Source organism: Variovorax sp. RKNM96, from assembly GCF_017161115.1.
Taxonomy (GTDB): domain Bacteria; phylum Pseudomonadota; class Gammaproteobacteria; order Burkholderiales; family Burkholderiaceae_C; genus Variovorax.
Window position 1 is genome coordinate 1,292,011 of the sequence record NZ_CP046508.1, and the last position, 19,659, is coordinate 1,311,669.

General features: G+C 66.6%; 18 protein-coding genes. 13 read left to right on the top strand and 5 right to left on the bottom strand.

The features are described from left to right. Position 1: 1 nt before the first annotated feature. Complete coding sequence (gene pgi / locus GNX71_RS05875) at positions 2-1,552, top strand: glucose-6-phosphate isomerase (protein ID WP_206177451.1); 1,551 nt, start codon at positions 2-4, stop codon at positions 1,550-1,552. Positions 1,553-1,558: 6 nt separating this feature from the next. Here pgi and GNX71_RS05880 read toward each other — a convergent pair whose 3' ends face one another. Both GNX71_RS05880 and GNX71_RS05885 read right to left on the bottom strand, forming a co-directional pair. Beyond that, positions 1,559-2,611 (bottom strand): 4-hydroxythreonine-4-phosphate dehydrogenase PdxA, encoded by a 1,053-nt coding sequence (locus GNX71_RS05880; protein ID WP_241027179.1) that lies wholly within the window; start codon positions 2,609-2,611, stop codon positions 1,559-1,561. Between the two features lie 50 nt (positions 2,612-2,661). Continuing rightward, positions 2,662-3,636 carry a tripartite tricarboxylate transporter substrate binding protein gene (locus GNX71_RS05885; RefSeq protein WP_206177453.1) on the bottom strand — a complete coding sequence of 325 codons (975 nt, stop codon included), beginning with the start codon at positions 3,634-3,636 and terminating at the stop codon, positions 2,662-2,664. A gap of 92 nt (positions 3,637-3,728) precedes the next feature. Here GNX71_RS05885 and GNX71_RS05890 point away from each other — a divergent pair, with 92 nt between their 5' ends. The 11 genes from GNX71_RS05890 to xylB all read left to right on the top strand — a co-directional run bounded on the left by GNX71_RS05890 (position 3,729) and on the right by xylB (position 15,551). Continuing rightward, positions 3,729-4,673, top strand: a complete 945-nt coding sequence (locus tag GNX71_RS05890; protein WP_241027180.1) for a LysR family transcriptional regulator — start codon at positions 3,729-3,731, stop codon at positions 4,671-4,673. A 189-nt stretch (positions 4,674-4,862) separates the two neighbouring features. Then, complete coding sequence (locus tag GNX71_RS05895; RefSeq protein WP_206177454.1) at positions 4,863-6,173, top strand: sugar ABC transporter substrate-binding protein; 1,311 nt, start codon at positions 4,863-4,865, stop codon at positions 6,171-6,173. A 149-nt stretch (positions 6,174-6,322) separates the two neighbouring features. Further along, the gene (locus GNX71_RS05900) at positions 6,323-7,180 is read left to right on the top strand and encodes a sugar ABC transporter permease (RefSeq protein ID WP_206177455.1); all 858 of its coding nucleotides are present in this window, start codon (positions 6,323-6,325) and stop codon (positions 7,178-7,180) included. 10 nt (positions 7,181-7,190) lie between these two features. Continuing rightward, entirely contained in the window at positions 7,191-8,015 is an 825-nt protein-coding gene (locus tag GNX71_RS05905; protein ID WP_013539656.1) for a carbohydrate ABC transporter permease, read from the top strand. 18 nt (positions 8,016-8,033) lie between these two features. Continuing rightward, positions 8,034-9,074, top strand: coding sequence for a sn-glycerol-3-phosphate ABC transporter ATP-binding protein UgpC (gene ugpC / locus GNX71_RS05910; RefSeq protein WP_206177456.1), 1,041 nt, complete (start codon positions 8,034-8,036; stop codon positions 9,072-9,074). Between the two features lie 85 nt (positions 9,075-9,159). Next, entirely contained in the window at positions 9,160-10,539 is a 1,380-nt protein-coding gene (gene dalD, locus GNX71_RS05915) for a D-arabinitol 4-dehydrogenase (protein ID WP_206179361.1), read from the top strand. Continuing rightward, complete coding sequence (locus GNX71_RS05920) at positions 10,536-11,324, top strand: L-iditol 2-dehydrogenase (protein WP_206177457.1); 789 nt, start codon at positions 10,536-10,538, stop codon at positions 11,322-11,324. Before dalD ends, GNX71_RS05920 begins: the two co-directional genes overlap by 4 nt. 101 nt (positions 11,325-11,425) lie before the next feature. Beyond that, complete coding sequence (locus GNX71_RS05925; protein WP_206177458.1) at positions 11,426-12,097, top strand: transaldolase family protein; 672 nt, start codon at positions 11,426-11,428, stop codon at positions 12,095-12,097. Positions 12,098-12,117: 20 nt separating this feature from the next. Next, on the top strand, positions 12,118-13,065 hold the full coding sequence (locus tag GNX71_RS05930; RefSeq protein WP_206177459.1) for a carbohydrate kinase: 948 nt from the start codon (positions 12,118-12,120) through the stop codon (positions 13,063-13,065). 31 nt (positions 13,066-13,096) lie between these two features. Continuing rightward, entirely contained in the window at positions 13,097-14,056 is a 960-nt protein-coding gene (locus tag GNX71_RS05935; protein WP_206177460.1) for an AraC family transcriptional regulator, read from the top strand. A 25-nt stretch (positions 14,057-14,081) separates the two neighbouring features. After that, complete coding sequence (xylB, locus tag GNX71_RS05940) at positions 14,082-15,551, top strand: xylulokinase (RefSeq protein WP_206177461.1); 1,470 nt, start codon at positions 14,082-14,084, stop codon at positions 15,549-15,551. Between the two features lie 73 nt (positions 15,552-15,624). Here the strand turns inward: xylB and groL are convergent, their stop codons facing one another. Together groL and GNX71_RS05950 are read right to left on the bottom strand one after the other, a co-directional pair. Then, entirely contained in the window at positions 15,625-17,277 is a 1,653-nt protein-coding gene (groL, locus tag GNX71_RS05945; RefSeq protein ID WP_206177462.1) for a chaperonin GroEL, read from the bottom strand. A 51-nt stretch (positions 17,278-17,328) separates the two neighbouring features. Next, the gene (locus GNX71_RS05950; protein ID WP_176660349.1) at positions 17,329-17,619 is read right to left on the bottom strand and encodes a co-chaperone GroES; all 291 of its coding nucleotides are present in this window, start codon (positions 17,617-17,619) and stop codon (positions 17,329-17,331) included. Positions 17,620-17,860: 241 nt separating this feature from the next. Here GNX71_RS05950 and GNX71_RS05955 point away from each other — a divergent pair, with 241 nt between their 5' ends. Then, positions 17,861-18,748 carry a helix-turn-helix domain-containing protein gene (locus tag GNX71_RS05955; protein ID WP_206177463.1) on the top strand — a complete coding sequence of 296 codons (888 nt, stop codon included), beginning with the start codon at positions 17,861-17,863 and terminating at the stop codon, positions 18,746-18,748. Here GNX71_RS05955 and GNX71_RS05960 read toward each other — a convergent pair. Next, entirely contained in the window at positions 18,745-19,659 is a 915-nt protein-coding gene (locus tag GNX71_RS05960; RefSeq protein ID WP_206177464.1) for a LysR family transcriptional regulator, read from the bottom strand. The genes GNX71_RS05955 and GNX71_RS05960 overlap by 4 nt on opposite strands.

Genomic DNA, 19,659 nt, shown 5'->3' on the forward strand with positions numbered 1-19,659 from the left:
CATGGTCATGACCCAACGCTGCGACCGTGCGCCGGCCTGGGCGCAACTGCAGTCGTACTTCGAGACGGCGGGCCGCCAGTTCGACGTGCGCCATGCCTTCGTGGACGACGCGGGGCGCTTCGAGCGCTTCAGCCAGGAGGCGCCCTTTGTGTTCGCCGACCTGTCCAAGAACCTGATCGACGCGCGCACCGAAGAGCTGCTGCTCACGCTTGCCCGCGAATGCGGCCTCGAAGCCCATCGCGACGCGATGTTCGCGGGCGAGCACATCAACAACACCGAAGACCGCGCGGTGCTGCACACGCTGCTGCGCGCGCCGGCGGATGCCAAGGTGGGCAAGACGGCCGACAAGCTGCGCGAAGTGCACGAAACGCTCGACGCGATGCTGGCTTATGCCGAGAAGGTGCGCGGCGACCACACGATCACCGACGTGGTCAACATCGGCATCGGCGGCTCCGACCTCGGCCCACAGATGGCGGTGCTGGCGCTCGCCGAGTTCGCCGCGCCGGGCAAGCGCTTCCACTTCGTCTCGAACGTCGACGGCCATGAGCTCGCGGGCGTGCTGCGCGACCTGGCGCCGGAGCACACGCTGTTCCTGATCGCCTCCAAGACCTTCACCACGGCCGAGACGATGACCAACGCGCTCTCGGCCAAGCGCTGGTACGAGCAGTCGGGCGGCAATGACATTGCCGGCCATTTCGCCGCGCTCACGACGAATGTCGAAGCCGCGAACAAGTTCGGCATCGCCACTACCTTCGGTTTCTGGGACTGGGTGGGCGGCCGCTATTCGCTGTGGTCGGCCATCGGCCTGCCGATCGCGCTGGCCATCGGCGCCGACGGCTTTCGCCGGCTGCTCGCGGGCGCGCATGCGATGGACGAGCACTTCCGCACCGCGCCGCTCGCGCAGAACCTGCCGGTGCGGCTCGGGCTGCTCGACGTCTGGTATCGCAACTTCCACAAGTTCACGAGCCGCAGCATCGCGCCGTACCACAGCGCCCTGAAGCGCGTGCCGGCCTACCTGCAGCAGCTGGAGATGGAGAGCAACGGCAAGCAGGTCGACGCGAGCGGCAAGCCCGTGGCGTTCGGCACCTCGCCGGTGCTCTGGGGCGAGCCCGGCACCAACGGCCAGCACGCCTACTTCCAGATGCTGCACCAGGGCACCGACGTGATCCCGCTCGAGTTCGTGGCGGTGCGCGATGCGGCGCACGACCTCGAAGGCCACCACCCCAAGCTGCTCGCCAATGCGCTCGCGCAGGCGCAGGCGCTGATGGTGGGCAAGCTCGACGACGGCGGCCACAAGAACTTTCCGGGCAACCGGCCGAGCACCTTCTTCGTGTTCGAGAAGCTCACGCCCGAAGCGCTCGGGGCCTTCCTCGCGCTGTACGAGCACCGCGTGTTCACCAGCGGTGCGCTGTGGGGCATCAACAGCTTCGACCAGTGGGGCGTGGAGCTGGGCAAGGTGCTCGCGAAGGACATCGAGCCGCGCCTCGCCTCGGGCGACGTCACGGGGCTCGATGCCTCGACGGCCGGCCTCCTCAAGCGCCTGAGCTCCTGAGGAATCTCAGGCCGTAGCGGTCTCGGCGGGCGCCTTCAAGGGCGCACCGCCGCTCGCCATCCGCACGCACAGGTCGAAGGCCTGTTGCAGCCCTTCGATCTGCGCGATGCCCTTGCCGGCAATGTCGAAGGCGCTGCCGCTGGCCGACGTGGCCACCGGCACGGGCAGCCCGCCATGCAGCGTCACGCCCTGCTCGAAGCCCATGAGCTTCATCGCGATCTGGCCCTGGTCGTGGTACATCGACACCACCGCATCCACGTCGCCGCGGCGCGCGCCGATGAACACCGTGTCGGGCGAGAACGGGCCGCGTGCGTCGTAGCCTTCGGCGCGCAGCTGTTCGATGGCCGGCGCGATGATCTCGATCTCTTCCATGCCGATGGAGCCGCCGTCGCCCGCGTGCGGGTTGAGCCCCGTCACCGCGATGCGCGGCTGCGCTACGCCCGCGCGGCGCAGCGCCTGCGCGATGATCTTCACCGCATCGCCGACGCCTTGCACCGTGATGTGGCTCGCCACGTCCTTCAGCGGAATGTGCGAGGTCACGCGCGAGGTCCAGAGCGAACCGGTGAGGTTGAACTCGCAGACGAACCCAGCCACCGCGAAGCACTCCTGCATGTAGCGCAGCTCGTCCTCGTGGGTGAGGCCGCCCAGGCGCAGCGAATGCTTGTTGAGCGGCGCGAAGACGATTGCATCGGCCTGGCCCCGCCGCACCACCACGGTCGCGTACTCGAGCGCCTCGAACGAGGCCCGGCCCGAGCGCTCGTTCGACTCGCCGAGCACCGGCGCCTCGCCCTCCATCCAGTCGCGCAGGTACAGGCTGAGACGGCCGTCCTCGAAACGCAGTTCGTCCAGGCTGTTGACCTGCAGCGGGGCCAGCTTCACGCCGGCCACGCGCTCGCCTTCGGCCAGCACGGCCGGGTCGGCGATCAGCAGCACGCGCGCGGCGTCCAGGTTGCGCTGGCGCGCGAGCAGCTTCACGGCCATCTCGGGGCCGACGCCGCTGGGGTCGCCCAGCAGCACGACGATGCGGGGCTTGGCGGAGATCACGCTCGGGTTTTTCATTGGCGTTGACATGGGTCTGGAGGTTGAAGTGGGTGGGGTGGAAGGCGGCCTCATTCGGCCTTGATGTTGGCGTCGCGCACGAGCTGGCCGTAGTGGTCGAACTCCTGCCTGTTCATCGCCGCGAAGGGTTCGCCGGTCAGCGTACCGGGCTCGCCGCCCAGGGCTTTGATGCGCGCCTGCACGTCGGCCAGCTTGAGCGTGCGCACGAGTTCGGCGTTCAGCTTGTCGACCGCGGGGCGGGGCGTTCCGGCCGTCACGTAGAGGCCGTACCAGGTGGACACGTCGGCGCCCTTGATGCCCTGCTCGGCGAGCGTGGGCACGTCGGGCAGCTCGGGCGAGCGCTGCGGCGCGCTCACCGCCAGCGCGCGGAACTTGCCGGCCTTGATCTGGCCCATGGCCGAGGAGGTGCTGTCGAACATCATGTCGACCTCGCCCGAGATGATGTCGATGTGCGCCTGCGAGCTGCCCTTGTAGGGCACGTGGATCGACTTCATGCCCGTGGCCAGGTTGAAGGCCTCGCCGCCCACATGCTGCGTGCTGCCGATGCCCGACGACGCGTACTTGAAGCCGCCGGGCTTCGCGGCCATGGCGGCCACGAGCTCCTTCACCGACCTGTAGGGCGAGTTGGCCGACACCACCAGCACGTTGGGCATCACGGCCACGAGGCCGATGGGCGTCAGGTCCTTCAGCGGGTCGTACTTGAGCTTGAGGATGTGCGGCGCCACCGCCTGCGCGGTGTTGGTGGCCAGCAGCAGCGTCGCGCCGTCGGCCGGCGCGCGCGCGGTGAGTTCACCGGCGATGGTGTTGGAGGCGCCGGGGCGGTTCTCCACCGTCACGGGTTGCTTGAGCACCGGCGAGAACTTGTCGGCCAGCACGCGCGCGAGGATGTCGGTGCCGCCGCCGGGCGAGGCGCCGACCATGATGCGAAGGGGCTTGTCGGGGTAGGTCGCTTGCGCACCGGCCGCCGTTGCGGCCAGCGCCAATGCGGCAAGGCTCGCCGCGCGGGCGAGGAAAGAAAGGCTCATCGGGTTGTCTCCTGTTTTGTTTGGCCTGAGCCTACGGAGCTTCACCCGCGCAATCCAATCGTAAAAGTCCGAAGCTCCATATACTTTTGTGCATGACCGATGCGACCCAGGGCCTGACCGATGCCTCGCTGATGCTCCATGTGCGGCCTCGCCAGCTGCTGCTGCTGGCCCGGCTCGACGCCCACCGCCACCTCGGCCGCGCGGCCGAAGCCATGAACATCAGCCAGCCCGCCGCCACCAAGCTGCTGCAGCAACTGGAAGACTCGCTGGGCGAAAAGCTCTTCGAGCGCCTTGCGCGCGGCATGGAGCCCACGCCCTACGGCGAGATCCTGATCCGCTACGCCCGCCGCGTGCTCAGCGACTTCGGCACCGCCCGCGAGGAAATGCTCGCGCTGCGCTCGGGCCTGAGCGGCGCGCTGCGCGTGGGCAGCGTGCCGGGCGCGGTGCCAGAGCTGCTAGCGCCGGCGCTGGTGGAATATCACCGCCGCCATCCGCAGGTGGCCGTATCGGTGGTGGTCGAGACGAGCGACGTGATGCAGGCGCAACTGGAGCAGGGCGATGTCGACCTCGTGCTGGGCCGGCTCACTGACGGCCACGACGAGGCCAGGTACGCGAGCGTGCCGCTGCTGGGCGAATCGCAGGTGGTGGTGGTGCGCGCCGCCCACCCGGTGTTCGAGCGCACCGCCACGGTCACGCTGGCCGAGATGGCGAGCTGGTCGTGGGTGCTGCAGCCGCCGGGCTCGCCGCAGCGCGGGCGCTTCGAGGCGGCGATGCGGGAGGCGGGCATCCAGGCGCGGCTGGACATCATCGAAACGGCATCGCCCATCGCCATCACAGCGCTGCTGGAGAACTCCGACATGGCCGCCGTGATGCCGGCTTCGCAGGCCAATCACTACGCCCGGCTGGGCGTATTGCGCACCGTGCCGGTGGAACTGCCGGTGCGGGTGCCGCCCATCTGCCTCATCACCCGGGAAGACCGGGCGCTCTCGCCGGCGGCCGCGCAGTTCCGGCGCCAGCTGCTGGGCGGCGGTACCTGAAGTTCGCCTGAGGCCTTTGGCTTGCGGTTTTCCATGCTGTGTTGCACCAATTAGGGAATTCACTAGCCAACCGGTGCATGAAAGTACTGGAGGTAACCGACGAAGTACCAAAACCGCAACTGAGTTTCTCCAGAATCCCCCCACGGCGACCCGACAACAAGAGGGCGTCGCTCACCTCTAGGAGACAACATGAAGCGTTTTCTGAAAGCGGGCCTCGTCCTCGCACTCCTCGGCACGGGGCTCGTGTCCCAGGCCGCCACCGAACTCGTGATCGCGACCGTGAACAACGGCCACATGATCGAGATGCAGAAGCTCACCCCCTTCTTCGAGAAAGCCAACCCCGACATCAAGCTCAAGTGGGTCACGCTGGAAGAAGGCACGCTGCGCCAGCGCGTGACCACCGACATCGCCACCAAGGGCGGCCAGTTCGACGTGATGACCATCGGCCTGTACGAAGCGCCGATCTGGTCGAAGAAGGGCTGGCTGCAGCCCATCGCCACCGACGCTGCCTATGACGCCGACGACCTGCTGCCCGCCATCCGCGCGGGCCTGTCGTACGAAGGCAAGCTCTACGCCGCACCCTTCTACGGCGAGAGCTCGATGCTCATGTACCGCAAGGACCTGGCCGACAAGGTCGGCTTCAAGATGCCCGAGCAGCCCACCTGGGTGCAGGTGAAGGAGCTGGCCGGCAAGATCCACGACCCGAAGGCCGGCGTGTACGGCATGTGCCTGCGCGGCAAGCCGGGCTGGGGCGACAACATGGCCTTCCTCACGACGCTGGTCAACACCAACGGCGGCCAGTGGTTCGACATGCAGTGGAAGCCGCAGATCGACACCAAGCCCTGGAAGGACGCGATCACCTTCTACGTCGACCTGATGAAGGCCTACGGCCCACCGGGCGCCTCGGCCAACAGCTTCAACGAGAACCTGGCGCTGTTCAACGAAGGCAAGTGCGGCATGTGGGTGGACGCGACCATCGCGGCCTCGTTCATCAGCGATCCGAAGCAGTCGAAGGTGGCCGACAAGGTCGCGTTCGCACAGGCCCCCGTGGCCGTGACGCCCAAGGGCGCCAACTGGCTGTGGACCTGGAACCTGGCGATTCCCTCCAGCTCGACCAAGGGCGCCGCCGCGCAGACCTTCGTGAAGTGGGCGACCTCCAAGGAGTACGTCAACCTCGTCGCCAAGGAAGCCGGATGGGGCGCGGTGCCCACCGGCACGCGCAAGTCGACCTATGCAAACCCCGAGTTCCAGAAGGTGGCCAAGTTCGCCGCCGCCGAGAAGAAGGCCATCGACAGCGCGAACCTGAGCGACAGCACGCTGCCCAAGTCGCCTTACGTCGGCGTGCAGTACGCGGCCATTCCCGAGTTCCAGGCCATCGGCACCGGCGTGGGCCAGCAGATGAGCGCGGCGCTGTCGGGCAAGGTCACGGTCGACCAGGCGCTGAAGACCTCGCAGACGCTGGCCGAGCGCGAGATCAAGAAGTCGGGCCAGTACAAGTAAGCCCGGGCTTGACTCCCTCCCCTTTCGGGGGAGGGTAGGGGTGGGGGCACGCGGCGCATCGAACCGCCGCAGTGGTCGATCAGGGAGCCCCCATCCCCGCCTTCCCCCAGAGGGGGAAGGAGCCAGAGACAACAAGAAGGGACCTCCTCATGAAAAGACTCCTGCCCCGGGCCCTCATGGCGCCCGCCGTGCTCACGCTCTTCCTCTGGATGATCGTGCCGCTGTTGATGACGTTGTACTTCTCCTTCGTGAACTACAACCTCATGCAGCCCGGCGAACGCACGTTCGCGGGCATCGAGAACTTTCGCTACTTCGTCACCGATCCGGACTTCTGGCCCGCCACCTGGAACACGCTGCTGCTCATCGGCAGCGTCATCGTCATCACGGTGGTGTTCGGCGTGCTGCTCGCGCTGCTGGTGAACGAGCCCTTCCCGGGCCGCGGCATCGTGCGGGTGCTGCTGATCTCTCCGTTCTTCGTCATGCCGGCAGTCAACGCGCTGCTGTGGAAGCACATGATGATGAACCCCATCTACGGCATCCTGGCGGACGTGTGGCGCTTCTTCGGCGCGCAGCCGGTCGACTGGCTCACCGACGTGCCGCTGCTCTCGGTGATCATCATGGTGGCCTGGCAGTGGCTGCCCTTCGCCTGCCTCATCTTCATCACCTCGCTGCAGTCGCTCGACCGCGAGCAGATGGAAGCCGCGCGCATGGACGGGGCGAGTTCGTTCCAGCGCTTCTTCTATCTCACCATTCCGCACCTGGGCCGTCCGATGGCCGTGGTGATCATGATCGAGATGATCTTTCTGCTCAGCGTGTTCGCCGAGATCGCCATCACCACCAATGGCGGCCCGGGCAACGAGAGCACGAACATGACCTACCTGATCTTCAAGCAGTCGCTGATGAATTTCGACGTGGGCGTGGCCTCCGCCGGTGCGCTGTTCGCGGTGGTGCTGGCGAACATCGTGGCCGTGTTCCTCATTCGCATCATCGGCAAGAACCTCGACTGAAGGAACGACCATGCAACCCAGCAACTTCCTTCCCCAACTGCTGCGCACCGTCGGTGCGTGGGCCGTGGCGCTGCTTCTGTTCTTTCCGCTCGGCTGGCTGTTTCTCACGGCCTTCAAGACGGAACTGCAGGCGATCCATGTGCCTCCGCTGTTCATCTTCGAGCCCACGCTCGACAACTTCGGCGAAGTGCAGCGCCGCAGCGACTACCTGCTGTATGCGCGCAACTCGCTCATCACCAGCCTGGGCTCGACGATCCTGGGCTTGCTGATCGCGGCACCCGCTGCCTACTCGATGGCGTTCTTCCGCACGAAGAAGACGCGCGACATCCTGATGTGGATGCTCTCCACCAAGATGATGCCGGCCGTGGGTGCGCTGGTGCCGATCTACGTGCTCGCGCAGACAGCGGGCATGCTGGATTCGCTCACCGCGCTCACCATTGTGTTCACGCTGTCGAACCTGCCGATCATGGTGTGGATGCTCTACAGCGCCTACAAGGACATTCCGAACGAGATCCTGGAAGCCGCACGCATGGACGGCGCGAGCCTGTGGACCGAGTTCCGCCATGTCGTGATGCCGCTGTCGGTCGGCGGGCTCGCATCGACCGGGCTCCTGTGCCTGGTGCTGAGCTGGAACGAGGCCTTCTGGGCATTGAACCTCACCTCCGCCAAGGCCGGCACGCTCGCGACGCTGATCGCGTCGTACTCCAGCCCCGAGGGCCTGTTCTGGGCCAAGTTGTCGGCCGCGTCGCTGATGGCCATCGCGCCCATCGTCGTGTTCGGCTGGTTCAGCCAGAAGCAATTGGTGCAAGGCCTGACCTTCGGCGCCGTCAAGTAAAGAAAAGGGAGACATCTCATGGCCTACCTCGAACTCAAGAACATCAAGAAGAGCTTTGGTGACGTCAACATCATCAAGGGCGTCGACCTCGAAATCCGGAAGGGCGAATTCATCGTCTTCGTCGGGCCCTCGGGCTGCGGCAAATCGACGCTGCTGCGCCTGATCGCGGGGCTCGAGCCGATCACCAGCGGCAACCTGCTGCTCGACGGCAAGGACATCACCTGGACGCCTTCGGGCAAGCGAGATCTCGCGATGGTGTTCCAGAGCTATGCGCTGTACCCGCACATGAGCGTGTACGACAACATGTCCTTCGCGCTGAAGCTCGCGGGCGTGGCCAAGGACGAGATCAAGACCAAGGTCGAGTACGCGGCCAAGACGCTGAACCTCACGCAGTACCTGGACCGCACGCCGAAGGATCTGTCGGGTGGCCAGCGCCAGCGCGTGGCCATCGGGCGTGCGATCGTGCGCGCACCGAAGGTGTTCCTGTTCGACGAACCGCTGTCGAACCTCGATGCGGCGCTGCGCGGCAACACCCGTGTCGAGATCCACAAGCTGCACCGCGCGCTCGGCGCGACCACGATCTACGTGACGCACGACCAGGTCGAGGCCATGACGCTGGCCGACCGCGTGGTGGTGCTCAAGGACGGGCTGATCGAGCAGGTCGGCACACCCCTGGAGCTGTACGACCACCCGGCCAACCAGTTCGTCGCGCAGTTCATCGGCATGCCGTCGATGAACATGGTGTCGGCGAGCGCGATTCCGAGTTTCTCCGCAGCCACCGGCGGCCGCCTGCCGAACGACGGCTTCCTCGGCGTGCGCCCCGAAGGCCTGCGCGTGCACGCGAAGCAGGGCGCGCCGGTGTCGGACGTGCTGGGCCGCGTGGAGCTGATCGAGGCGCTCGGTGCCGACACGCTGATCCACGTCGACGTGGGCGGCGTGCCGCTCATCGCGCGCCAGAACGACCGTACGCCCTTGCAAGCGGGCGACGACGTGGCGGTCGAGCTCGACCCGTCGGTGCTGCATCTCTTCAACCGCGAAGGCCGCTCGGTCTCCGTCTGATTTCTTCTTCTTTTCCGGACATTTCCCCGTGACTCTCGCAGCAGCGTCTACCGCGCACACATCACCGGCTCCTTCGGAGTTCACGGTGCTTCACCTGGGCCTGGGCTCGTTCCACCGTGCCCACCAGGCCGTCTACCTGCAGCGGCTCATCGAGGCGGGCGACGCCCGCTGGTCGCTGTCGGGCGCCAACATCCGGCCCGACATGGCCGAAGTCGTCGCAGCGCTGCGGGCGCAGGGCGGGCGCTACACGCTCGAGACCGTGTCGCCCGCGGGCGAGTACCGCTATGAGCAGATCGAGGCGATCCGCGAGGTGCTGCCCTACGAGCCCTCGCTGGCCGCGGTGATCGCGCGCGGCGCGGCGCCGTCCACGCGCATCGTCTCCTTCACCGTGACCGAGGCGGGCTACTACCTCGACGCGAAGGACAACAGGCTCGACCTGTCGTTCGCCGACTTGGCTGCGGACATCGAACGCGCGCGGCGCGGCGAGGCGGGGGAGACCATCTACGGCGCGGTGTGCGCCATCCTGCGTGCGCGCAAGGCGGCGGGCGCCGGTCCGGTCACGCTCCTGAACTGCGACAATCTGCGCCACAACGGCGACCGCTTCCACGGCGGGCTGCTGGAGTTCATCGAGCGCGCGGGCGATGCCGACCTGCTGGCCTGGACCGTCGCCAACACCCGGTGCCCGAACGCGATGGTCGACCGCATCACGCCGCGGCCACCACCCGAGTTGCGCGCGCGTGTGCTGGCCGCCACCGGCCGCGACGACGCCGCGCCGATCACGGGCGAGAGCTTCATCCAGTGGGTCATCGAAGACAACTTCATCGGCGGCCGGCCCGACTGGGGCCGCGTGGGCGTGGAGCTGGTCGAATCGGTGCAGCCGTATGAAGAGGCCAAGATCCGCATCCTCAACGCGACCCACAGCTGCATCGCCTGGGCCGGCACGCTGATTGGCCTCGAGTTCATCCACGAAGGCACGCACGACGCGGCCATCCGCAAGATGGCGCACGACTACGTGACCGACGACGTGATCCCATGCCTGAGCCCCAGCCCCATCGACCTTGCGGCCTACCGCGACGTGGTGCTCGACCGCTTCGGCAATCCCGCGATCCGCGACACCAACCAGCGCGTGGCGGCGGACGGCTTCTCGAAGATCCCGGGCTTCATTGCGCCGACCGTGCGCGAACGCCTGGCCGCGGGGCAGGGCATCGACAGTGTGGCGATGCTGCCGGCGCTGTTCCTCGCCTTCCTGCAGCGCTGGCACCGCGGGGCGCTGCCCTACGCCTACCAGGACCAGGGCATGGACGAGGCGGTGGCGCACGCGATCTGCGATGCGGCCGATCCGGTTGCGGCGCTGTGCGCCGACACGGCCCTGTGGGGCAACCTCGCGGGCGATGCGCGGCTGGTCGAAGCGGTTCGCAAGGCCTGCGCGCGTGTCGTGCGCTTCGTCGAAGGCGACGTGAAATGAGCGGTCGACTGCAAGACCGCCATGTGCTGCTGACCGGTGCGGGCGGCGGCATCGGTCTTGCGGTGGCCGAGGCGTGCATCGCCGAAGGTGCGCGCTGCAGCGTGATCGATCGTGCGACCGGCGCGCCGGATGCGGTGCGTGCGGTGCAGCAGCGCCATCCCGACCGCCTCATCTACATCGCGGCCGACGTGACGAACGCGCAGGACATTCAACGTTTGCTGGCCGAGGCGCTTGCCGCCTTCGGCCCTGTCCACACGCTCTTCAACAATGCGGCCGTGTTCGACCTCGCGCCGCTGCTCGAAAGCGACGAGGCCTCGTTCGACAAGCTCTTCGCCGTCAACGTGAAGGGCATGTTCTTCGTGATGCAGGCGGTGCTGCGGCACATGGTCGAGGCGGGCACGCAGGGCGCGTCGGTCATCAACATGGCCTCGCAGGCGGGGCGCCGCGGCGAGGGGCTGGTGTCGCACTACTGCGCGACCAAGGCGGCCGTCATCAGCTACACCCAGAGCGCCGCGCTCGCCATGGCGCCGCACGGCATCCGCGTCAACGGCATTGCGCCGGGCGTGGTCGATACGCCGATGTGGGACCATGTCGACAGCCTGTTCGCCAAGGCCGAAGGGCTGCCGCCCGGCGAGAAGAAGCGGCGCGTGGGGCTCGAAGTGCCGCTGGGCCGCATGGGTGTGCCCGGCGACATCGCGGGAGCCGCCGTTTTTCTGGCCAGCGACGAGGCGCGCTACATCACGGCGCAGACGTTGAACGTCGATGGCGGCAACGTCATGAGCTGAGCCGAGATGAAGTCGGATAAGAAAGTATCGGGACGAATCCCTTTTGCGCGGTGAATCGCACCCGGCTCGGTGAGAAGATCCGTTTCCTTTGCATGCGGTCCATGAACGAAGATTTCCATCTCTACCTCGACAGCGCCGACCTCTCCGAACTGCGGACCTGCCTGCCGCATCCGGTGGTCCACGGCGTGACGACCAATCCGACGCTGCTCAAGCGCGCGGGTGTCGGCCGTGGCGAGGTGCCCGGCCTGCTCAAGCGCTGCCTCGACCTGGGCGCACGGCAGGTGCAGGCGCAGGTGTATTCGAGCGACGTCGACGGCATGCTCGAAGACGCGCGGGCATTGCTCTCGCACTTCGACCGCGGCCAACTGGTCGTCAAGATTCCCGCCACGCGCCAGGGCTTCGATGCCGGCGCGCGGCTCATTGCCGAGGGCGTTCCTGTGACCTGGACCGCCGTGTACGCGCCCGAGCAGGCGCACTTCGCGGCGCAGCTGGGCGGGGCCTACGCGGCGCCGTATCTTGGGCGACTCGAAGACGCCGGTGTCGACGGATTGGGGCTGATCGCGCAGATGCAGTCGCTGGTTGCGCAGCGGCCGTCGTCGGGCACGCGTCTGCTGGTGGCGAGCATCCGGTCGCGCGAAGCGTATCTTTCATTGCTCGCCCTGGGCGTGGGCGCCGTCACCATTCCACCGCGCCTCTTTGCCGAACTGCTGGACCATCCCGCCACGCTGGCCGCCGAGCGCGGCTTCCTGGCCGATGCCAACGACCTGACTTGATCCAACGACATTCAAGCACCATGCGAATTGCACTCACAGGCGAAGCCCTGATCGATTTCACCGCCAGCGAGGCGGGCACCCTGGCGTTCCTCGGCCATGAGGGCGGCTCGCCACTCAACACGGCCGTGGCCTGCGCGCGCCTCGGTGTGCACACGGGGTTTCTCACGCAGCTGTCGACCGACCTGTTCGGCGAGCGGCTGATGGGATTCCTGGCCGGCAACGGCGTGGACACCAGCTTCATCCTGCGCAGCAATGCGCCCTCGACGCTGGCCTTCGTCGAGCGCACGCCGCAGACCAACCGCTATGCGTTCTACACACGCGGCAGCGCCGATGCGACCTGGTCGCCCGAGCCGCTGCCGCAGTTGCCGGCGGAGTGCCGCTTCCTGCACTTCGGCTCGATCTCGCTGCTGCAGGAGCCGGCGTCGACGCGCATCGCCAACCTCATCACCGCGAACGCCGGGCGCTGCGTGATCGTGTTCGACCCGAACGTGCGGCCGAGCCTGATCCCCGACATGGCCGCCTTTCGCGACCGCGTGACGAACTGGCTGGCGATGGCAGACCTCGTCAAGCTCAGCGACGAAGACGCCGAGCTGCTCGCACCGGGCCAGCCGGTCGATGCGCTGGCCGCGGACTGCCTGAAGGCGGGTGCGCGCGCCGTGATCGTCACCCGCGGCGGCGCGGGCGCCACGCTCTGGCGCACGGGGCACGAGCCGCTGACCGTGGCCGCGCCGCGCATCACCGTGGTCGACACCATCGGCGCGGGCGACACTTTCACGGCGGGGCTTTCGGTGTCGCTGCTCGCGCACGGCGTCGAGCATCCGGCCCAGCTCGGCGAACTGGGCGACGAGGCCTGGACCGAAGTGATGCGTTTCGCCGCCACCGCCGCCGCCCTGAACTGCACCCGCGAGGGCGCGGACCCACCCACCCTGGAAGCCGTTCACAACGCGCTCGCCCAGGCGGACAATTGAGAGCGCTTCCAGGTCTTGCCTTTCTGCTGCCATGACGACGTCCACACGCAAACGTTCGGTCCCCCGTCAGCGCCAACCCGAGCTGGAGCGCGACTTCGCGCGCTCGCCCTCGCTGGGCTACGAGGCGGCCGAAGAAACCGGCCTGGTGCGCTGCCTTGCGCACGGTTTTCCGAGCCCGCTGGTGCGATGGCACTTCCATGAAGACTACGAGCTGCACCTGATCACCGAGACCTCGGGCAAGGCTTTCATCGGCGACTGGATCGGGCCGTTCCAGCCCGGGCACCTGGTGCTCTGCGGGCCGCGGCTGCCGCACAACTGGATTTCGCTCGACGTGCCCGAAGGCGGCGCTGCCGGGCGCGACCGGGTGATCCAGTTCCGCCACGAGCCGATCGAACTGGCCGCGGCCGAGATCCCCGAATTGCGCGAAGTGATGCAGCTGCTCGAGCGCGCACGCCACGGCATCGAGTTCTTCGGCATGTCGCAGCAGGCGCAGACGCACTGGGACAACATCAAGGCCGCGCGCGGCGTGCGCCGGCTCGGCCTGTTCCTCGAGTTCATGGCCGACCTCGCGCAGTGCACCGACTACCGGCTGCTCTCGAGCGTGCAGATGCAGGGCGTGCAGGGCAGCGACGGCGATGCGCAGGTCGACCAGATCAACGAGGTCGTCAACCGCATCACCAACAACATGGCCGAGCCGATCGCGATGTCGGATGTGGCGGCCGAACTGGGCATGAGTGAGAGCCGCTTCAGTCGCTTCTTCCGGCGCTCCACCGGCAACAGCTTCACCGACTTCGTCAACCGCGTGCGCATCAACAGCGCCTGCCACCTGCTGATGCAGACCGACCACTACGTGACGGACATCTGCTATCAGGTCGGCTTCAACAACGTGGCGAATTTCAACCGGCGCTTTCTTGAAATCAAGGGGATGACGCCCAGCGAGTTCCGGCGCCAGGCCGACACCCGTTTCGGCTCGGGCATTTCTTCTTCGTAGTCAGAAAAAAAGCAGGGAGTTCATCTTGTATCTGGGACTCGACCTCGGCACGTCCGAGCTCAAGGGGCTGTTGCTCGCCGACGATCACCGCATCGTCGGCGTGGCGCGCGCGGCACTCACGGTCAAACGGCCGCAACCGCTCTGGTCGGAGCAGGCGCCGAGCCAATGGTGGCAGGCGCTGGAAGAAATCATGGCGGCGCTGCGGGGCTCGCATGGGGAAGCACTGGCTGCCGTGCGGGCCATCGGCCTGTCGGGCCAGATGCACGGCGCCACGCTGCTCGACGCGGCGGGCGAGGTGCTGCGCCCGGCCATCCTCTGGAACGACGGACGCAGCGGCGCGCAGTGCGAGGAACTCACGCGCGCCGTGCCGCGCCTGGGCGAAATCGCGGGCAACCTCGCGATGCCCGGGTTCACCGCGCCCAAGCTCATGTGGGTGCGCGAGCACGAGCCGGGAATCTTCAAGCGCACGGCGCGTGTGCTGCTGCCCAAGGACTGGCTGCGCTTCATGCTCAGCGGCGAGGCGGTCAGCGAGATGTCGGATGCGGCGGGCACGCTGTGGCTCGACGTGGGCGCGCGCGACTGGTCCGACGAACTGCTCGCAGCCACGGGGCTCACGCGCGATCACATGCCGCGGCTGGTCGAGGGTAGCGAGGTGTCGACGCAGCTCAAGCCCGAACTGGCTGCGCGTTGGGGCGTGGGCAGCGGCACCGTCCTGATTGCCGGTGGTGCAGGAGACAACGCCGCCAGCGCGGTCGGCATGGGGCTGGTGGAGCCGGGACAGGGCTTCGTATCGCTCGGTACTTCGGGCGTGGTGTTCGTCTCGACCGATCGCTTCCTGCCGAATCCCGTGCAGGCGATGCATGCCTTCTGCCATGCACTGCCGAAACGCTGGCACCAGATGTCGGTGATGCTCTCGGCCGCGAGCGCGGTGAGTTGGGCCGCGAAGACATTCAAGTTCGCCGACGAATCTGCGCTGCTCGCGGCGGCGGCATCGGTCGCGCTGGCGGACCGGGTGCGCTGCCCGCTGTTCCTGCCTTACCTGTCGGGTGAACGCTCGCCGCACAACAATCCGAATGCCCAGGGTGCGCTGTTCGGCCTGACGCATGCGCATGGCCCCGCGGAGATCGCCTATGCGGTGGTCGAGGGCGTGAGCTTCGGCCTGCGCGACGGCTTCGACACGCTGCGCCTGCCGGCCGACATGCCGCTGCGCGAAGTCGCGCTGGTGGGTGGCGGCGCGCGCAGCATCTGGTGGGGCCAACTGCTGGCCGACATCTTCCAGGTGCCGCTCACGTTGTATGCAGGCAGCGAGACGGGCGGAGCGCTCGGTGCGGCGCGCCTTGCGTGGCTGGCCGATGGCGGCGCGGTGGCCGAGGTGTGCACGCTGCCGCCGGTCAAGCAGAAGCTGACACCCTCGTCCGAAGGGGCCGATGGACACAGGACGCGGCATGCGCGATTCCAGGTGCTGTACATGGCGCTGCGCGATCAGTTTCGTTGAGTCGAACGCGCAATGGAAAAAAGGGCCGCTTGCGCGGCCCTTTTTGTTTTGGTGAGCAGAGCTCAGCCGGGCATTACATGCCCATGCCGCCCATGCCGCCCATGCCACCCATGTCGGGCATGCCGCCGCCGGCGCCGGACTCGTCCTTCGGTGCGTCAGCAACCATGGCTTCGGTCGTCAGCAGCAGCGAGGACACCGATGCGGCGTTCTGCAGTGCGGTACGGGTGACCTTCGTCGGGTCCAGGATGCCCAGTTCGAGCATGTCGCCGTACGTGTCGTTCGCAGCGTTGAAGCCGTAGTTGCCCTTGCCGGCCAGCACAGCGTTCACCACCACCGAGGCTTCGCCGCCGGCGTTGTTCACGATTTCGCGCAGGGGCGCTTCGATGGCCTTGAGCACCAGCTTGATGCCGGCTTCCTGGTCGGCGTTGTCGCCCTTGACCGAGTCGCCCACGGCTTGCTTGGCACGCAGCAGAGCCACGCCGCCGCCAGCCACGACGCCTTCTTCCACTGCAGCGCGGGTGGCGTGCAGGGCGTCTTCGACGCGAGCCTTCTTTTCCTTCATTTCGACTTCGGTGGCAGCGCCAACCTTGATCACTGCCACGCCGCCGGCCAGCTTGGCCACGCGCTCTTGCAGCTTTTCACGGTCGTAGTCGCTGGTCGCTTCTTCGATCTGAACGCGCACTTGCTTCACGCGGGCTTCGATGTCACCAGCAGCGCCAGCGCCGTCGATGATGATCGTGTTTTCCTTGCCCACTTCGATGCGCTTGGCTTGGCCCAGGTCGGCCAGCGTCACCTTCTCGAGCGTCAGGCCCACTTCTTCAGCGATGACCTTGCCGCCTGTCAGGATGGCGATGTCTTCCAGCATGGCCTTGCGGCGGTCGCCGAAGCCAGGAGCCTTGACAGCCACGACCTTCAGGATGCCGCGGATCGTGTTCACGACCAGGGTAGCCAGGGCTTCGCCTTCGACTTCTTCGGCAATGATCAAGAGCGGACGGCCAGCCTTGGCGACTTGTTCCAGCGTGGGGAGCAGGTCACGGATGTTGCTGATCTTCTTGTCGAACAGCAGCACGAAGGGGTTGTCGAGCAGCGCCGATTGCTTCTCGGGGTTGTTGATGAAGTAGGGCGACAGGTAGCCGCGGTCGAACTGCATGCCTTCGACGACGTCGAGTTCGCTGTCCAGCGACTTGCCGTCTTCCACAGTGATCACGCCTTCCTTGCCGACCTTGTCCATCGCGTCAGCGATGAGCTTGCCGATGGTTTCGTCGCTGTTGGCCGAGATCGAGCCGACTTGAGCGATTTCCTTCGACGTGGTGGTGGGCTTGGAAGCCTTCTTCAGCTCGGCGACCAGGGCCGTCACGGCCTTGTCGATGCCGCGCTTCAGGTCCATCGGGTTCATGCCGGCAGCCACCAGCTTGAAACCTTCGCGAACGATGGCTTGTGCCAGCACGGTCGCGGTGGTGGTGCCGTCACCAGCGTTGTCCGACGTCTTGGAAGCCACTTCCTTCACGAGCTGGGCGCCCATGTTCTGGAGCTTGTCCTTGAGTTCGATTTCCTTGGCGACCGACACACCGTCCTTGGTCACGGTGGGGGCGCCGAACGAGCGTTCGAGCACCACGTTGCGGCCCTTGGGGCCCAGGGTCACTTTGACTGCGTTGGCCAGGATGTTGACACCCTCGACCATGCGTGCGCGGGCTTCTCCGCCGAAGACTACGTCTTTTGCTGCCATGATGAATTAACTCCGAATGGATTGGATTGAATGAATCGAAAGGGAGAAGGCTTACTTCTCGACGACTGCGAACAGGTCGTCTTCCTTCATCACGAGCAGTTCGTCGCCATCGACCTTGACGGTCTGGCCGCTGTACTTGCCGAACAGGACGCGGTCGCCGACCTTGACGGTCAATGCGGCCAGATCGCCCTTGTCGTTGCGCTTGCCCGGGCCCACGGCCAGGACTTCACCCTGATCGGGCTTTTCAGCGGCTGCGTCGGGGATGACGATGCCGGAGGCGGTCTTGGTTTCGCTGTCGATACGCTTGACGATCACACGATCGGCCAAAGGACGAAGTTTCATTGCATCTCCTGGATATGGATAAGAAACGGGTTGGTGGTCGGGCGCCGGACCCGGAGGTTGGCGACCCATCGACTGGGGAGCGAGGGCTGTTAGCACTCATCATCAGCGAGTGCTAATCATAAGGGCAATCCGTGACCTTTCAAGGTCAGGGGGCGGTGGCCGGCTTCCGGTTCACAGCCAACCGGGAACTGAACGGTCGTGCTTTTCGAGGACCGAAGCAGACGCATAAGATGCCCCTCGAATGGCACAGATCGCCTCCAGCCGGGGAAAAGAAGGAGACAGCCATATGGGAAAACAGCCAGCCGGCCTGCATCGCCAGATATTCCGGGTGCCGCACCTTGCAGCGGCGGGCACGACGATCCAGACCAGCGACGCCGTTCTGCGGGAACTGTCCACCGACTACTTTCTCCTGGTGCTCGTGCGCTGCGGCAGGAGAACCGTCCGGCGCGGCGCGGCCGTCTGCACGGCCGGACCCGGCGAGGGCATCCTGATGACACCTGGCGTCTACGACGTGACCAACTCTCCGGACGGTGGCGACGAGCCCTACCGCTCGGACTGGCTGGCCTGGGATACGGACCTGGTCATCCCGCCTGAAGAATCCGGGTCCGCAGAGCCGGCGCCGATCGAGGGCGCGAGGCGGCTGCCGTCGGTCGACGCCTCCTTCGAAGACGCGTTCACGACCGCGTGCAAGGCTCTCGAGACCAGCGACCGGTTGCCGCGCCCGATCGTGAAGCACCGCGTGCTGGAGGTGCTGATCTGGCTGCAGGCGCAAGGATTGCGCCTCGCGTCGCCGGGCAAGAAGTCGCTCGGCGACCAGATTCGCGAGATGGTGACGGACGATCCCGCGGCCGATTGGAGTGTTGCCTCGCTGGCCGCCGCTTTCTCGACGAGCGAGGCAACCCTGCGCCGTCGTCTCGGCGCGGAAGGGATATCGGCCAAGCAGTTGGTATCCGACGCCCGGATGTGGCGCGCGCTGGCGTTGCTGCAATCGACGGATCTCCCCATTTCCCGCATTGCGCTGGACAGCGGCTACATCTCGGCCTCGCGTTTCGCCGCCAGGTTTCGGGCCCGCTTCGACCTTGCGCCGTCGGCGGTGCGGGGCCACCGCCGCGATAGCCCCGCGGGTTAGTGCCAGACGGAAGCGGCGCTGGCGCTCACGAAGGCGTCCCTGAAAGCGACGAGAAGCGGTGACGACGCCGCGCCAGCGCGCGTCATGGCGACCCCGGTCCTCGGCAAATGCAAGACCGGCAGATCGAGCACATGCAAACCGTCGCCGCCGACCGCCTGCAGCGATGCCTGAGGGACCAGCGTGATCAGGTCCGTGGACCGAACCAGCGAGAGATGGAAATCCGAATACGCCTCGGCTTCGACCCTCACCTTCGGAAGTTTGAGCTTGTGGCTTGCGAACACGGCATTCAGCGCGCGCCTGAAACTCGATGGCGGTGTCGCAAAGATCCACTCGTAGCCTTGCAGGTCGGCGAGCTTCACCTCGGTAAGCAGGGAGAGCGGATGGCCCGTCCGCACGACGGGTCGGCAGCGATCGATGCCGAACACGATGCAATCGCATCCTTCGGCGTCTTCCACGTTGGTCGACAACACCGCGATGTCCAGCTCGCCGCTTCGCACGGCCTGGATCATGAGCCGGTCGGGCTGGCCCACGCGCAGTCGCACATGCAGTTTCGGGTGGTTGCGCAGCAAGCCAGCCAGGGCATCGGAGACTGCCTGGGCTCGCGTCATGTCCGCAAAACCGATGCGCAGCAGTCCGCCTTTCTCGTACAGCATTTCGGAGGTCACGCGAATGGCGTCGCCATGCCCGGCGCTCAGGTTTCGCGCCGCCCCGAGAAAACGCAGGCCCGCCGTGGTGAGACGCTTCTTGCGGGAGTTGGGCTCGAACAGTTGCAGGCCGAATTCATCCTCGAGGCGCTGCACCGCCCTGCTCAATGTCGCCATCGGAAGCGCGGTTGCCACTGCGGCTTCCGACAGGCTGCCGGCCGCAACGACGGCCAGAAAATGATCGACGTCACCGAGCACGAAACTCAC

Coding starts and splice junctions, on each gene's coding strand:
- GNX71_RS05930 (WP_206177459.1), top strand. CDS start 12,118: ATGCGAATTGCACTCACAGGCGAAGCCCTGATCGATTTCACCGCCAGC.
- GNX71_RS05905 (WP_013539656.1), top strand. CDS start 7,191: ATGCAACCCAGCAACTTCCTTCCCCAACTGCTGCGCACCGTCGGTGCG.
- GNX71_RS05950 (WP_176660349.1), bottom strand. CDS start 17,619: ATGAAACTTCGTCCTTTGGCCGATCGTGTGATCGTCAAGCGTATCGAC.
- GNX71_RS05895 (WP_206177454.1), top strand. CDS start 4,863: ATGAAGCGTTTTCTGAAAGCGGGCCTCGTCCTCGCACTCCTCGGCACG.
- GNX71_RS05885 (WP_206177453.1), bottom strand. CDS start 3,636: ATGAGCCTTTCTTTCCTCGCCCGCGCGGCGAGCCTTGCCGCATTGGCG.
- GNX71_RS05925 (WP_206177458.1), top strand. CDS start 11,426: ATGAACGAAGATTTCCATCTCTACCTCGACAGCGCCGACCTCTCCGAA.
- GNX71_RS05890 (WP_241027180.1), top strand. CDS start 3,729: ATGACCGATGCGACCCAGGGCCTGACCGATGCCTCGCTGATGCTCCAT.
- ugpC (WP_206177456.1), top strand. CDS start 8,034: ATGGCCTACCTCGAACTCAAGAACATCAAGAAGAGCTTTGGTGACGTC.
- GNX71_RS05920 (WP_206177457.1), top strand. CDS start 10,536: ATGAGCGGTCGACTGCAAGACCGCCATGTGCTGCTGACCGGTGCGGGC.
- pgi (WP_206177451.1), top strand. CDS start 2: ATGGTCATGACCCAACGCTGCGACCGTGCGCCGGCCTGGGCGCAACTG.
- groL (WP_206177462.1), bottom strand. CDS start 17,277: ATGGCAGCAAAAGACGTAGTCTTCGGCGGAGAAGCCCGCGCACGCATG.
- GNX71_RS05955 (WP_206177463.1), top strand. CDS start 17,861: ATGGCACAGATCGCCTCCAGCCGGGGAAAAGAAGGAGACAGCCATATG.
- GNX71_RS05880 (WP_241027179.1), bottom strand. CDS start 2,611: ATGAAAAACCCGAGCGTGATCTCCGCCAAGCCCCGCATCGTCGTGCTG.
- GNX71_RS05935 (WP_206177460.1), top strand. CDS start 13,097: ATGACGACGTCCACACGCAAACGTTCGGTCCCCCGTCAGCGCCAACCC.
- GNX71_RS05900 (WP_206177455.1), top strand. CDS start 6,323: ATGAAAAGACTCCTGCCCCGGGCCCTCATGGCGCCCGCCGTGCTCACG.